The 16,151-nt window shown below is 49.0% G+C and carries 8 protein-coding genes; 2 read left to right on the forward strand and 6 right to left on the reverse strand.

The genetic code is table 11. The annotated features are described in order from the left end of the window. Positions 1–225 precede the first annotated feature (225 nt). Positions 226–4,107 carry a phosphoribosylformylglycinamidine synthase gene (gene purL, locus ACUZ8J_RS14705; RefSeq protein ID WP_446694944.1) on the reverse strand — a complete coding sequence of 1,294 codons (3,882 nt, stop codon included), beginning with the start codon at positions 4,105–4,107 and terminating at the stop codon, positions 226–228. 279 nt (positions 4,108–4,386) lie between these two features. On the opposite strand from purL, the gene mltF reads away from it, so the two are divergent. Next, positions 4,387–5,823 carry a membrane-bound lytic murein transglycosylase MltF gene (gene mltF, locus ACUZ8J_RS14710; protein WP_011622025.1) on the forward strand — a complete coding sequence of 479 codons (1,437 nt, stop codon included), beginning with the start codon at positions 4,387–4,389 and terminating at the stop codon, positions 5,821–5,823. Positions 5,824–6,262: 439 nt separating this feature from the next. On the opposite strand, the gene tadA is transcribed toward mltF, so the two are convergent. The 5 genes from tadA to guaB form a co-directional block, all read right to left on the reverse strand. Continuing rightward, a complete protein-coding gene (tadA, locus tag ACUZ8J_RS14715; RefSeq protein ID WP_446694945.1) occupies positions 6,263–6,781 on the reverse strand; it encodes a tRNA adenosine(34) deaminase TadA in 519 nt (172 codons plus the stop codon). A gap of 546 nt (positions 6,782–7,327) precedes the next feature. Further along, the gene (locus ACUZ8J_RS14720) at positions 7,328–8,053 is read right to left on the reverse strand and encodes an HNH endonuclease (protein WP_446694236.1); all 726 of its coding nucleotides are present in this window, start codon (positions 8,051–8,053) and stop codon (positions 7,328–7,330) included. Beyond that, positions 8,050–10,389 (reverse strand): AAA family ATPase, encoded by a 2,340-nt coding sequence (locus ACUZ8J_RS14725; protein ID WP_446694237.1) that lies wholly within the window; start codon positions 10,387–10,389, stop codon positions 8,050–8,052. Before ACUZ8J_RS14725 ends, ACUZ8J_RS14720 begins: the two co-directional genes overlap by 4 nt. Positions 10,390–11,502: 1,113 nt before the next feature. Then, positions 11,503–13,080, reverse strand: a complete 1,578-nt coding sequence (guaA, locus tag ACUZ8J_RS14730) for a glutamine-hydrolyzing GMP synthase (RefSeq protein WP_011622023.1) — start codon at positions 13,078–13,080, stop codon at positions 11,503–11,505. 117 nt (positions 13,081–13,197) lie between these two features. Next, on the reverse strand, positions 13,198–14,664 hold the full coding sequence (gene guaB / locus ACUZ8J_RS14735; RefSeq protein WP_011622022.1) for an IMP dehydrogenase: 1,467 nt from the start codon (positions 14,662–14,664) through the stop codon (positions 13,198–13,200). A 122-nt stretch (positions 14,665–14,786) separates the two neighbouring features. Here guaB and xseA point away from each other — a divergent pair, with 122 nt between their 5' ends. Further along, positions 14,787–16,133, forward strand: a complete 1,347-nt coding sequence (gene xseA, locus ACUZ8J_RS14740) for an exodeoxyribonuclease VII large subunit (protein WP_446694238.1) — start codon at positions 14,787–14,789, stop codon at positions 16,131–16,133. Positions 16,134–16,151: the final 18 nt, after the last annotated feature.

The following is a 16,151-nucleotide window of genomic DNA, read 5'->3' on the forward strand; positions in this document are numbered from 1 at the left end:
AATAATGGCAATAAGGTTTTGTTTCACTTGTGTGAACTACTTATTAAGAGGTATTTAGCTGATTAAGCCGGTATTTTTCAAATTGATTGCATTAGAAAAAACGCAGATAAAGCTAACATATTAAAATATATTATTTTTTTAAAAGATGCGTTTTATATATAAAAAAGGAGCGAAAATTTTCGCTCCTTTTTAGTCACTTAAGTGATGGTTTTATCAATAAAAACCTTAGCCTAAGTTGACTCGCGCATTGCGGAACATCCGCATCCATGGGCTGTCTTCCCCCCAGTTATCTGGGTGCCAAGAGTTCGCAACCGTTCTAAATACACGCTCAGGGTGTGGCATCATCAAGGTCACACGGCCATCAGTAGTACAGATACCGGTTAACCCGTTTGGCGAACCGTTCGGGTTTTGTGGGTATTGGGTGGCGATCTCACCTTTACCATTCACAAAACGCAGCGCAATGGTGCCAGAAGCCTCTGCTAAGGCCAGCGCCTGTGCACTAGCAAACTCAGCATGTCCTTCACCGTGGGATACAGCGATTGGCATACGTGAACCCGCCATACCTTGGAAGAACAATGACGGACTTTGTTGCACTTCAACCAAGCTGAAACGTGCTTCAAAACGCTCTGAACGGTTACGTACAAAACGTGGCCAATGCTCGCTACCAGGAATAATTTCCTTCAGATTTGATAACATTTGACAGCCGTTACACACGCCGAGCGCAAAGCTTGAGTCACGTTCAAAGAAACGTGAAAACTCATCGCGAGCACGCTCGTTAAACAGAATCGACTTAGCCCAACCTTCACCGGCACCTAATACGTCACCGTAGGAGAAGCCACCACAGGCCACTAGACCTTGGAACTCTTCAAGGCTAATGCGGCCTGACAGAATGTCAGACATATGCACGTCGCGGCTTTCAAACCCTGCGCGATCAAACGCAGCAGCCATTTCGACATGGGAGTTTACGCCCTGCTCACGCAGGATTGCCATTTTAGGTGCAGCACCTTTAAGGATATAAGGCGCAGCCACATCTTCACTTGGGTCAAAGCTTAACTTAACCGTTAAACCTAAGTCAGTTTCATCCTGCTTAAGCTTAAATTCTTCTAATGCACAGGCTGGGTTATCACGCAGCGCTTGCATACGGTAAGTGGTTTCTGACCACACAGTGCGCAGTGCAACACGGGTTTCACTGAACACTTCACGCTCACCCTCTTTAATGGTGATGCGTTGATCATCGGCTAGCGTTCCGATCACATGGCAAGGTACGCCAGCGATGGCAAACTGAGCGGCGATTTTGGCAGCGTTATCGCGGCTCACTTGCAGCACAGCGCCAAGCTCTTCATTAAAGAGTATTTCTAAATCAGTGCCCTGTAGATCTTCTATATCAATGTCTAAGCCAGTGTTACCCGCAAAGGCCATTTCCACCAAGGTCGTGAATAAACCACCATCGCTACGATCGTGGTAAGCAATCACTAACTTATTAGCCACCAGCTTTTGCATGGTTTCGAAGAAACCACGTAACAGTGCAGCATCGTCTAAGTCTGGTGCGACATCGCCTAACTCACCGTAAACCTGCGCTAAACAAGAACCGCCTAAGCGGTTTTGGCCCGCGCCCAAATCAACTAGCAATAAAGAGGTTTCACCTTTATCGCTGCGCAGCTCTGGCGTCACGGTATTACGAATATCCTGCACCACACCAAAGGCCGTGATAACCAATGACATTGGTGATGTCACGGTTTTATTCACACCATCTTGCTGCCATGCGGTTTTCATCGACATGGAGTCTTTACCGACAGGAATGGTCAGGCTAAGTTCTGGACACAGCTCTTCACCGACGGCCTTAACCGCTTCATAAAGACCCGCATCTTCGCCAGGGTGACCTGCGGCCGACATCCAGTTAGCCGACAGTTTGATACGTTTGAACGAACCAATATCCGCACCCGCGATGTTCATAATCGATTCGGCCACCGCCATACGGGCAGAGGCGCCAAAATCGAGCAGTGCCAGCGGCGTACGTTCACCCAGTGACATGGCTTCACCGGCGTAGGTGTCAAAGCTTGCCGCCGTTACCGCGCAGTCAGCCACTGGCACCTGCCATGGGCCAACCATTTGGTCACGGTTCACTAGACCCGTTACCGTGCGGTCACCAATAGTGATCAGGAAGGTTTTGTCCGCCACTGTTGGCAAGCTAAGAATGCGTTTAACCGCATCTTTAATATCGATATTGCTTTGCTCAAGTGCAGGTGAAACCGCCTTTTTAGACACCACATTACGGCTCATCTTAGGTGCTTTACCTAATAACACCTCGAGTGGTAAATCGATGGGATTGTTATCGAAATGGCTGTCGGCTAGGGTTAAATGCTGCTCTTGCGTCGCCTCGCCCACTACCGCAAACGGTGCGCGCTCACGCTCACAAATTGCAGTAAATAAAGGCAAGTCTTCGGCAGCAACCGAAAGTACATAACGTTCCTGCGATTCGTTACACCAGATCTCCAGCGGGCTCATGCCCGGCTCGTCCGATGGCACATTGCGCAGATTGAAGATACCACCACGGCCGCCATCATTCACTAACTCAGGGAATGCGTTAGATAAACCACCCGCGCCCACATCATGGATAAATTGGATTGGGTTTTTATCGCCTAACTGCCAGCAGCGGTCGATCACTTCCTGACAGCGGCGCTCCATTTCTGGGTTTTCACGCTGTACTGACGCAAAGTCTAAATCTTCGCTCGATTGACCTGACGCCATAGAAGATGCCGCGCCGCCGCCCAGACCGATGTTCATCGCAGGGCCACCGAGTACGATCAGCTTAGCACCGACGGTGATTTCGCCTTTTTGTACATGCTCTTCGCGAATATTACCTAAACCACCCGCTAACATAATGGGCTTATGATAACCACGGACTTCTACGCCGTTGTGGCTAGAGACTTCTTGCTCATAGGTACGGAAGTAACCTAATAGGGCTGGACGACCAAACTCGTTGTTAAACGCCGCGCCGCCAAGTGGACCTTCGGTCATGATATCCAGCGCACTGACGATACGCTCAGGCTTACCGTAGTTGCCTTCCCATGGTTGTACAAAACCTGGGATTTTTAAATTCGATACGCTAAAGCCAGTTAAACCCGCTTTAGGTTTAGAGCCACGACCGGTTGCACCTTCGTCGCGGATCTCACCACCTGAACCCGTCGCCGCACCTGGGTATGGGCTGATTGCCGTTGGATGGTTGTGGGTTTCCACTTTCATCAGTACGTGCATTGGTTCAGTGTGATAGCTGTATACACCGTTTGGATCGGGGAAGAAACGTCCCGCAACCGAACCTTCCATCACAGCGGCGTTATCTTTATAGGCAGATAACACGTGGTCTGGTGTGGTTTCAAAGGTGTTTTTAATCATCTTGAACAGAGACTTAGGCTGCGCCTCACCATCAATTGTCCAATCTGCGTTAAAAATCTTGTGACGGCAGTGCTCTGAGTTGGCCTGAGCAAACATCATCAGTTCAATATCGTTTGGATTGCGGTTCAAACGCACAAAGTTTTCGACTAAATAATCGATTTCATCTTCGGCGAGCGCCAGACCCATTTCGACGTTGGCCACTTCAAGGGCACGGCGACCTTCAGCCAATACGTTCACACTCTTGAAAGGTGCAGGTTCAGTGCGCTTAAACAGCACATCGGCCTTAGCAAAATCGTCCAGAACCACTTCAACCATACGGTCGTGCAATAACCCTTTGAGGGTTTGTTGCTGCTCGACAGTCAAAGTGTCTGACTCCACATAATAGGCAACACCACGCTCTAAGCGCTTCACTTTACCTAAACCACAATTGTGGGCGATATCAGTGGCTTTAGAAGACCATGGGGAAATTGTGCCGGGGCGGGGAGTAACAAACAGGAGTGAACCTTGGGGGGTATGGGCTTCGATAGCTGGTCCATAGGTGAGAATTTTTTCAAGTTGCTCACGCTCATTGGTCTCAAGCAACTCGCTCAAATCCGCTAAATGAACATACTCAGCATAGATTTGGCGTACCGGAAGCGCAGCGTTTACGCAGGCCTCCATTAGCTTTTGCACTCTAAACGTCGAGAGTGCTGGGGCTCCGCGGATGATCTCCATCACGTCAATTCACCTTATATTTATAATTGCAGGGGTCAGAGATGGCGCTATTATAAGGAAATGTCTGTCACAAATCACCTGTGACCTTACGTAAAACAGTGTTTCCTATTAAGATAAAAAGCGGCCCTTTTCCCCTTCTTCGTATTCCATGCGGTACGATTTTTTTACGTAATTGGCGACAAACGGATATAATCACAGCAATGTCAGCCAGTTTATCCTTGTTACCTCACTGACCTTCTACTGTTCATCATTTTGATTTTATTTAATAAAGTGTGTTTAATGACTCGATTTCTGTTCGCGATTATCTTAGGTTTCTTACTGACGGCGTGTCAGCAAGTGACCGTGGAAGAAACAGAATATGTCCCCCATAAACTCACCGAATTAAGGGTCGGTACCCTTTATGGCCCGCAAATTTATATGACCTCGGGCCAAGGTAACAGCGGCTTCGATTACGATATGGCGGTGCTGTTTGCCGAGTATCTCGATGTGCCCTTAAAAATGGTGCCCTACACCAACCGCGCCGAACTCTATGAAGCATTGAAAAAAAACGAGATTGATATCATTGCCGCGGGGATGACTGAAACTCCTGCACGGCGTGAACAATTCCGTTTAGGCCCGCCGCTGTATCGCGTCAATCAAGTACTGGTTTACCGTGAAGGCATGCCAACACCCAAAGACATTACAGATTTAAAAGGCAAAATTACTGTAATTGCCGACTCTTCTTTTGTGGAAACCTTGACGCAATTACAGAAGCGCCATCCGACGCTGGTATGGGATCAAGTCACAGATAAAGACAGCGAAGAGCTGCTGGCGATGATCGCCAACAAGGAAATCGACTACACCATCGCCGACTCGAGCAGCGTGCAGATTAACCGCCGTTATTTACCAGATCTGCGTTCAGGGCTCGTGCTAGAAGAAAAGCTTGATGTGGTTTGGTTACTGCCACCCACTCATAGTGACGGTTTGATGAGTCAGTTATTGGCGTTTTGGCACCAAGAAAAACTCGCCGGCACACTCGATCACTTAAACGAAAAGTACTTTGGTCATGTTAAGCGTTTCGACTATATCGATACCCGCGCCTTCCTGCGCGCCATCGAAACCGTATTGCCTCGCTATCGTCAGCTTTTCGAAACCCACGCCGGTGACTTAGATTGGCGTAAATTGGCGGCGACCAGTTATCAAGAATCCCATTGGAATCCTAATGCCCGCTCGCCGACAGGGGTGCGCGGCATGATGATGCTCACGCAGCCGACCGCCAAAGAAATTGGTATTACGAACCGCCTCGATGCGGAAGAGAGTATTCGCGGCGGCGCCGCTTATTTACGGGATATGATCAACCGTCTGCCCGAGTCTATCCCCGAGAGTCAACGCATGTGGTTTGCGCTGGCCTCTTACAATATCGGTTATGCCCATGTGGAAGATGCCCGTAAACTCGCCGAGTCCATGGAGCTTAATCCCAACGCCTGGCGCGATCTTAAAAAGGTATTGCCACTGCTGCAAAAACGTAAATATTACCAGAAGACCCGCTATGGCTATGCCCGTGGTAGCGAAGCCGTGCATTACGTCGACAGCATTCGCCGCTATTACGACACCTTAGTCTGGGTCGATAATCAATCTAAACAACAAAATAGCGATGAGGAAGAACCGAGCGACCTCGCCTCGGAAGATGGCCCTGCGCCAGTGCCCGGTACCCTCAGCCCTGATAAGCCGAAATAGCCCTAACCGCTTCCCCCTCAATCACTTGACTTACGCCGCAGCCTTGCTTTTTTGCGGTCATCAAACCACGATTTTAATCTTTGATTAAGCCAATACAGGCTAAAGTGAGCTTGCTTTCGGCTAAAAACGCTGCTTTATAGAGCAGATGCATCGAGGGGGATTGCCGCCTGAGATCTCTGCTGATACTGTCATAGTTACAGGTCAATATAATAAACATTGCGCGTTAGCCCATAGCCGTTAACCAAAGCAAAATAGCCTTAACCTAAACAATAACAAGATTGAAAACGGGGTCTATATGAGAAGAAAAACCATCAATAACAGCGCATCTCGCCGTCGCACCACACTGAAAATTCGCCATCGCCGGGTGCTGAATCGCCACAAACTGTTTTTTACGTTTCTCCAAGCCCAAGACTAACGCTTAAGCGAGTCTCCAAACTCCTTAGGATAGCGTCCCCTGCTGCGCCTTTTGAGCCTGTTTTAAAGCCTTCTTTTCCTCCCTGCGACGTTTAAAAAAGCGGCTCAATTGGTCAGCACAGTCCTGTGCTAACACCCCAGATGTAACTTCAACTTGATGATTAAAGGCTGGATGCTGCAAGAGATTAAGCACTGTTCCTGCGGCGCCCGTCTTCTCATCCTTTGCCCCAAATACTGCGCGGGCAATCCGGCTATGCACCATGGCACCGGCGCACATAGCACAAGGCTCGAGGGTAACGTAAAGGGTGGTATCGAGGAGTCGATAGTTTTCAATCGTCTGTCCCGCTGCTCGCAAACACTGAATTTCAGCATGGGCGCACGGGTCGTGCTCACTGATAGACAAGTTGTATCCAGTGGAGATTTGCTGACCCTCTTTGACTAAAACTGCCCCCACTGGAACTTCACCCGCAGCCTCGGCCTTTTCCGCCATGGCCATCGCGACACGCATCCAATGTTCATCGACTCGAGCTTGTTCAACATCCACTTGATTGAGACTCGCTTGATTGAGACAAGGTTGCTCGCCAATTAGCACATTACCACTAGCTTCATCACAACCAAGTTCATCAGCGCCAAGTTCATCAGCGCTAAGTTCATCGGAGCTGAGCGTCTTCGCATGCAAGGTTTTTGGGTTCAGTTTTGTCTGCTCCACTTAAGGATTCTCTTTAATCAACAATGTGGGCAATTATACCCATAACCAATAAAAAAGGCGCACTTGGCGCCTTTTCGTTAATGCATCATGTCATCAAGACAAAAAATTATTCTCACTCTAAGGTAAACAGTGACTTTTGACCTTATTTGTCAGCCAGTTAGCGGTTGCAGGCTCTCCAATACCATGGGAAATACCACATTCAGTGTGTAGATATGGTCTCAGTGTTTCTTTTGTTATAGGACACACTGCAGCCGACTTTGTAGGGGCAAGTGCTCGCAAAGAGGGCCCTGTACATGATCAGGTGGAGTATCGTCTTTCCCTGGCAACAATCCATTCATTAATAAGTGGCCTAAAATCGTCCCTACTCGACTGGCTGCTGCATTACAACGGGTCAGCGGCAAGTTCCAACGCTTCCATGAAGTCCAACAACTTGGTGTCGTCAGTTGTCGCTGCCATCTGCTGAACTTGGCCACGAAGTTTGTCCATTGCGGCAGAAAACCTTGGGTTGGCACTTTCCGCAAGGGTTCTCTCCGAGGATTTGCTCAGTAGCTCAACACAAAGATGCCGTCCCTGGGGAGTCAAGCCAACGTAGACGCTGATTGATGCACCATTCGTCTCCAAATGAAAATATCTGACATGAGAGTCATAATCATGGAGGCGAGCATGAAAAAAACCGTTGCAGCTCTTTTCATTGATGTACCGCCTACGATTTTGTGGCCAAGTTGACCAATTGGCTTTGCTCTTGACAAGGTTACAGTCGAAGCATGCTACTGCAAGATTACGGTATGTAAAGGTGTACTGCCCGTAGGTGTTCTTGGGCAGGATATGCTCAATGGGCCGCGCATAAGCAATCCCAACAAGGCGACGTCGACAGTAACAACAGCGTTCAGCTTGCAGAGCAGCAAGGTGGGATCGAAGTGCTGATATGATCTTCATACCGGAACCATCTTTTTGGCCCTCCACCGTAAATGTAGCAGCACGTATGGCAGACCAGAGGTTGGCTCTGTTTGATGCAAGTTTTCGCCATTCACGATAGAAAGCTCTAGCCTCGACCGAGGTCAATACGTTCTTCCCGAAATCTTTCTCTGCGGTCACTAGTTGATTCACGATCTGGCCTCCTCAGACTTATCGGAGCTAGTCAGTTCCTCTATCGCGAGAGTAGCTCTTCGAATGAGATCAAGGTGCCGCGCAGGTACCTCGGAGCCAAGCGCTGGGACAGCTCTAGTAACCTTCTCCTCCATCTGTTGCAATTCATCAAAGATGCTTGGCAACATTTCAGTTTGCTCCGTGTTGGCAAACTCTATAGCCCGCGAAACCAACTCAGCACAGCGTTCGTGAACCTCTCGGTTGTTGCCTGTGTAGGTATCGAACCCCTGAAAAAGCACTCGTTCGACACTACTTGCAGCTTGCTCCCCAATTACTTCTAGCACACCACCATCAGCCATAAATCGGTATGTGTCGTCCCCACGCGAGGTAGAAATTAGAATCGGTGAGTGCGTAGCGATAACCATCTGGCAATTGAAGTCTCGGCTGATAGTCTGAAAAACCGATGGCAGTGCTCGCTGCCAAGCGACGTGCAAGCTAGTCTCGGGCTCATCGATCAGGAAGACAACACCGGGCCGGGCGTATTCAACAAGCCTTGCCGTCAGAAGCAGTAGCTGCTGTTCGCCGGTACTAAGATGATCAAAGGGAACTATCGAATTCTCATGGTTTTTTCGAAAGCCGAGCTTCCACCCATTCATGTTACTTGGAGCCCCATCGACACCAAGTTCACGCACAGACTCCAGGACATCGGAGGTAGCGGACTCCGGCAATAGATAATGTTGACCCGCAAAAGACAGTTGTTCGAGAACTCTGCTTACCGCTGCGATCTTGTCGCGGTCGGCATGGATAGCAACCATCAACTCGGCTAACTTACGTCCAAGCCTTCGCGGCTGTGTGGACATATTACTAGTGCGCGCTCCTAGGTAAACGTAGTCGGCTGTTGCCCCCATTTTGGCCTCGAATCTGTCACTGGTTGCAGAAGCGATAGCACGCACAGGCCGCCCAGACGTCACATATGCCTTAGCAAGCTGACGTAAGAGCATGCTTTTTCCCGCACCGTTGTTTCCGATGACGTAAACGCAGCAGGGTCGCTCTCGTTCCTCCAACAGCTTGTAAACAGGGGAACCATCCAGCAGATCGCTAGCGACCATAAGATCACGCTCGGAAATCCACTGAGATGGATCGAGAACCGCGTTCTGGTTGTCCAGAATTTCTTCTAACTGCACATAGCGAAAAAATCCAGGCACCTCGTGTAACTTCGCCCCGAACATCTTCCGAGCACGATTTAATAGCGCATCACCCAGATCGGCCTCATAAGGCAACCGACGCAATGTATACCCCTTCATTGCGTCTAGGAATGGGGCACAGAGAAATCTAGCCAAGCGATCCAGAGGCTCGTCCCGTAATCCATCTACCGCGCGACCGTTCATCAGCAGGACTGATTCATCGTTACTGGACCGCTCCTTCGCCATTATCAGCATCGAAAGTCGTGTACGCCCAGACACTCGAGCAGGTATCTCTACTACACCTAGAACACACCTACGCTGTAGCAGATAATGCCGAATCTCGGTCCCCCGACCTTTGCCTCGTAAATCAGCTGTGGGAAGGACTACAATCGTGATACGTTGGCCATGTCCATGGTCAAGGAACCATTGAGCGAACTCAAGACCATTGAGCTCAAAGGGACGCACCTCATTTGTCCACTCCGAACGATAGCGACTCGGCCAAGCAAATTTGTAGGCTGCCCCCACGCCGCGCCAAGAACTGTCTGCCCTCTGTTCTGCTAATAACTGGAATTGCACGTTATGAGCATGAAGACGAAGACAGACCTCGAAAAGATGGGGCTGAAGCTCAGCCGGCAATACGTAATCGTCACCGGCCTGAACGTCTTTTAGACGAACCCCTAGCTCACCTGTCGTCATCGTGTTCATGTCAACGACTGCCCGATGCCTAACTGACCAGCCCTGTGCAAAATCGGCGACGAAGCTTTCAACTTTACCAGCCCACTTATTTGAAAAATGCTGGGCACCCAATCGTTTTACAAGAAAATCCAATTGATACAATGATTCCGAAAAATTGCCGCTATTGCTAACAAGATCACGTAGCTTATCCAGCACATCTTGTGACAGACCCTCCCACATACTCGCTGTTACATCAGAGACCTTGAGTCCCAACCATTTATTAGCAACCCGCTTGGCGTCTAACAAACCATGAACCGTCGCAGTATCGGCCCATGACCAAGGATATAATATGCTTTCTGAGTGAAGCTTTGTGAATAGCAGAAATATGGCAAGCTTGTGCGCCTCATTCTCTATATCAAGATTTTTTTCTTTCCAGATCTCTACAAAATGCTTTTCGAAGCGAACGGCATCGATATCGCGTTCGTCTATGTTTTCCATTACCCAGCAAACTCCCTTAACTCTAACTTAATAAAAAAGCACCCTCTTCAAAGCAGCATTCTCATGATTTACATATTCATGCGATTTGCAAGCTTCCAGAAGTTGATATAACTCAATCTGTAGTGATACTGCCAAGGGGATCACGCTCATGGTCTATATTGGTCAACCAATTCCGGATAGTATCTTGTTCTGCGTTGGCATCATCCGTCATACATGCTTTCCCTATGTCTAATTTGATCTGTTCGTTTTGAAGCTTGTATGTAGTTCAGGTCAAACTTGGGAACAAAGGACTCTCCGAATCATAAGTGTCAATTCCCACGGCGTGAACAAGTCCATTGAATGTCGCGACACCAAGATAAACTTACTATCTTGCACTGTGTGGGTGTGCTCCTATTGCTAGGCTTGATCCAATCGGGAGAAGTGTCAGGCACCAAGGACAGCAGACTATATACTACCCAAGTGAAGGATTCCTAGACTTGTCACAGAACCAGCCAAGCAAAAAGCCGCCCTAGGGCGGCTTTTTGCTTGGCTGGTTAGGCCGATGTTTGCTGGTGAGGCCACTGTCTGCTAAGTAAAACTGTGTGCATCTTCTATACGTTGCTCATAGTATTCAGCCCAGACTGGACCGTCAACTGTGGCAAACGAAGCAAACATAATCCTAGGCGATTTAGTCGGTATGACCGCTAACCAATCGCAGTGCGCATCTTCTAGACAGTGCTTAGGATAACGTTCAGCATCAGGCCAATCAAGAGCGGTTGATAACTTTATAAAGTTTATCTCTGGGTTTGAGATTGCGAAGCTTGGTATCGGTGAGCATGTCTCGGCCTCTAAGTAGTTCTTTAATACCATGCTGAAAACCTATCAAAAATATGAATTAACCTTTAAAATACATATACATACAACGTTACAATACCATGTACCAACAAAAACATTCAGCATGATATCGGGCATAATCCATGGTATTACCGATAAATCATACCCATCAAAATACCATGGTCAAACCGTGCCAGATATTGCCAAACACTACTAAGTCAAAAACAAAAAAAGTCCGCTATTACACGGACTTAGATATAGCTTACTGCCAGCTAGTGTCAGACATTTCCTAATGGAAGATTATTCCCACTCGATCGTTGCTGGTGGCTTACCTGAAATATCGTAAACCACACGGGAGATACCGTCGATTTCGTTGATGATACGGTTAGACACACGGCCTAAGAAATCGTATGGCAAGTGCGCCCAGTGAGCGGTCATAAAGTCGATGGTTTCAACGGCGCGCAGTGACACCACCCAATCGTATTTACGGCCATCGCCCATCACACCGACAGAGCGAACCGGTAAGAAGACGGTAAATGCTTGGCTGACTTTGTTATAAAGATCAGCTTTGTGCAGCTCTTCGATGAAAATCGCATCGGCGCGGCGCAGCAAATCACAGTATTCTTTCTTCACTTCGCCCAGTACACGCACGCCTAAACCTGGGCCTGGGAACGGGTGGCGGTAAAGCATGTTGTATGGTAGACCTAGCTCAAGGCCAATCTTACGCACTTCGTCTTTAAAGAGTTCGCGCAGTGGCTCAACCAGACCTAACTCCATATCGTCTGGCAGACCGCCAACGTTATGGTGCGACTTAATCACATGGGCTTTACCTGTGGCGCTGCCAGCGGATTCAATCACGTCTGGGTAGATGGTGCCTTGGGCTAACCATTTAGCGTTAACGCATTTCTTGGCTTCTTCGTCGAAGATTTCAACGAATACACGACCGATGATTTTACGTTTCGCTTCTGGATCGGCTTCGCCTTTCAGCGCGTCAAGGAAGCGGTTTTCCGCATCGACGTGAACAATGTTCAGACCGAAATGATCACCAAACATTTCCATGACTTGCTTCGCTTCGTTTAAACGCAGTAAGCCGTTATCAACGAATACGCAGGTCAGTTTTTTGCCAATTGCGCGGTGCAGCAGCATGGCCACTACCGATGAATCCACACCACCTGACAGACCTAAAATTACTTCGTCGTCGCCTACTTGCTTTTTCAAGCGTTCGATAGCGTCTTCGATGATTGAAGAAGGTTTCCAGTTGGCCGCACAGCCACAGATATCTAAGGCGAAGTGCGACAGCATACGCATTCCTTGGCGGGTATGGGTTACTTCAGGGTGGAACTGCACGCCGTAGAAACGTTTTTCCTCACAAGACATGGCCGCAAATGGGCAAGTGTCCGTTTTAGCAACGGCCACGAAACCTTCTGGGATAGCCGAAACTTTATCGCCATGGCTCATCCACACATCGAGCAGAGATTTACCATCGGCACTCACTGCGTCTTCAATATCTTTAAACAGAGCCGATTGCGCTAACATTTCGATTTGAGCGTAGCCGAACTCGCCTTCGCCCACGCCTTGAATTACTTTACCGCCCAGCTGCTCAGACATAGTTTGCATGCCGTAGCAGATCCCTAGAACGGGGACGCCAGCATTGAACACATATTCAGGTGCGCGGGGAGAGTTGTCGGCAGTCACACTTTCTGGGCCGCCAGCGAGGATAATCCCGTTAGGGGCAAACTCACGGATTTGGGCTTCGGTCACATCCCACGCCCATAACTCACAGTAAACACCAATCTCACGGATACGACGGGCAATTAGCTGGGTGTACTGAGATCCAAAGTCGAGGATCAGTATCTTATGCTCATGAATATCGCTCATGGATAACCTTTATCTCATCTATTGTTTTAACTTAGCTCAAGACTGCGAGGTTCAATCTTGAGGGCATACAAATCTTAATAACGGGGCGGCTTATCGCCGCCCCGTTATCACAAACGTTTACGCACCTGAACGGTAGTTTGGCGCTTCTTTAGTGATGGTCACATCGTGAACGTGGGACTCGCCCATGCCCGCAGACGTCACTTTCACAAACTGCGCTTTTTCGTTCAGTTCTTGGATCGTGGCACAGCCTGTTAAGCCCATGCATGAACGCAGACCGCCCATATGCTGATGGATGATTTCCTTAAGCTTGCCTTTGTAAGGTACACGGCCTTCGATGCCTTCTGGCACCAGCTTGTCGGCAGCATTATCAGATTGGAAATAACGGTCAGAAGAACCTTGAGACATGGCGCCTAAAGAACCCATACCGCGGTATGACTTATAGGCACGGCCTTGGTAGAGTTCGGTTTCGCCCGGCGCTTCGTCGGTACCCGCAAACATTGAACCCGCCATGATGCATGATGCACCTGCGGCTAAGGCTTTGGCTAAGTCACCGGAGAAACGTACACCGCCGTCGGCGATAACTGGGATCCCTAAACCTTTTACAGCTTCGGCAGCGTCAGACACTGCGGTAATTTGTGGCACGCCCACACCCGTCACGATACGTGTAGTACAGATAGAACCTGGGCCAATACCAACTTTAACCGCGTTAACGCCAGCTTCAACTAGGGCTAATGCGCCTTCAGCTGTTGCCACGTTACCACCGATGATTTGTAAATCTGGGTATTTAGCGCGGGTTTCACGGATACGTTGCAACACGCCTTCAGAGTGGCCGTGGGAAGAATCGATCAGCAGCACGTCAACACCGGCTTTCACCAGTGCATCGACACGCTCTTCGTTACCGGCACCGGCACCTACGGCGGCGCCCACACGTAAACGACCTAATTCGTCTTTACAGGCATTAGGCTTACGCTCAGCTTTTTCGAAGTCTTTTACTGTGATTAAGCCTTTCAGCTTGAAGTTATCGTCGACAACTAACACTTTTTCGATACGGTTTGAGTGCATTAATTTTTGCACTTCATCTAACTTAGTGCCTTCCGCAACAGTGACTAAACGCGCCTTTGGCGTCATCACTTCTTCTACGGTTTTGCTCCAGTCAGTCACGAAACGTACGTCACGGCCAGTGATGATACCCACCAATTCATTGGCTTCGTTTACCACAGGGTAACCCGCAAAACCATTCTTCGCGGTCAGTACTTTAAGATCCGCCAGCGTAGTTGAAGGCGTTACCGTTACAGGTTGTTGCACCACACCCGCTTCGTAAATTTTTACTTTACGAACTTCTTCGGCCTGCTTTTCTATGCTCATGTTTTTATGAATAAAACCTAAGCCACCTTCCTGTGCCATGGCGATCGCGAGACGCGCTTCGGTCACAGTGTCCATAGCGGCAGACACAAGCGGAATATTCAGTTCAATGGTATTGGTCAGGCGAGTTTTAAGGATGGCGGTGTTTGGGAGTACAGTCGAATGCGCAGGAACAAGTAACACATCGTCAAAGGTTAGCGCTTCTTTAATTAAACGTAGCATAGGCAACATCTCCCCAGTTGAGTAGGATTTTAGAGGTGAAATATTGCGGCGGGATTATACCTTGCATCTGGGGAGCGGTAAATGGAAAATAGTGAAAAAATCCCATTTGCACGAGAAAACACATGCAAGTCCCTAAAAATAATATTTATACCGTCTCACGCCTCAATGGTGAAGTCAGGCAAATTCTCGAGGGACAACTGGGAAAAGTCTGGCTAAACGGTGAAATATCCAACTTTTCAGCCCCCAGTTCGGGACATTGGTATTTAACCCTTAAGGATCATTATTCCCAAATTCGCTGCGCCATGTTCAAGGGGCGCAACCAAAGCGTGAGCTTTAAACCTGTGAATGGTCAGCAGGTGCTCGTGAAAGGCGCCATCAGCGTGTACGAGCCTAGGGGCGACTATCAATTATTGATTGAATCTATGCTCCCCGCAGGGGATGGCTTACTGGCACAGCAATTTGAAGCGCTCAAAATGAAGCTCGCGGCGCAGGGATTATTTGCCGCCGACACTAAACGCCAGTTACCGAAAAATATTCAACGTATTGGGGTCATCACCTCCCCTACTGGCGCGGCTATCCGTGATGTGTTGCATGTGCTTGCCCGCCGTGACCCTTCCATCGAAGTGATTATTTATCCCACTCAAGTACAGGGTGAGAGCGCGGATCTCAATATCTGCCAAGCCATCAATATCGCCAACCAACGGCTCGAGGTCGATGTATTACTGCTCACCCGCGGCGGCGGCTCACTCGAAGATTTATGGTGTTTCAATAGTGAAGCGCTCGCCCATACCATCTACAACAGCGCCCTGCCCGTTGTCAGCGCCGTAGGCCATGAAGTCGACACCACCATTAGTGACTATGTGGCCGACGTTCGCGCCCCGACGCCCTCTGCGGGCGCAGAGCTACTGTCTCAGGATAGCGACAATAAGAGCCAACGCTTAGCCACAGTACTCTCGCGCCTCAAACAGAGCGCGAGCCACTATCAACTCAAGCAAGAAAGACGCTTAAGTTTGCTCGAACACAGACTGCAACGCTTAGATCCTAAGCGCACCTTGCAACAATTTGAGCAGCGTTTTGATGAAATGCAATTAAGACTCGAAGCCGCATTGTCTAACAAACTGCACGGCTTAAGTCGCCGTCAGCAGCAACTGGCAAGCCGCCTCGAGCAGCAGTCCCCAAAGCACAAACTCGCACTCGAAGCCAATCGTTTGAACTATTTAGCGACGCGTTTACAAGACGCTATGCAGGATACCCTCAACCAAAGCGAGCAGCGGATTAAATATGCCGCCCATCAATTGGAAACGGTCAGTCCATTAGCTACCTTGAGCCGGGGTTACAGCATCACCACAGATGCAAATCACCAAGTCATAGACAATGCCGCCCAGCTGAGTGTGGGCGATAAGATAAACACTCGCCTACGCCATGGACAAGTGCAGTCGACCGTGACGCAAATAACCGATGAAAATTAAGTCTAGACAGCCTTGAGG

It is taken from the genome of Shewanella sp. Koi 1, assembly GCF_052907445.1.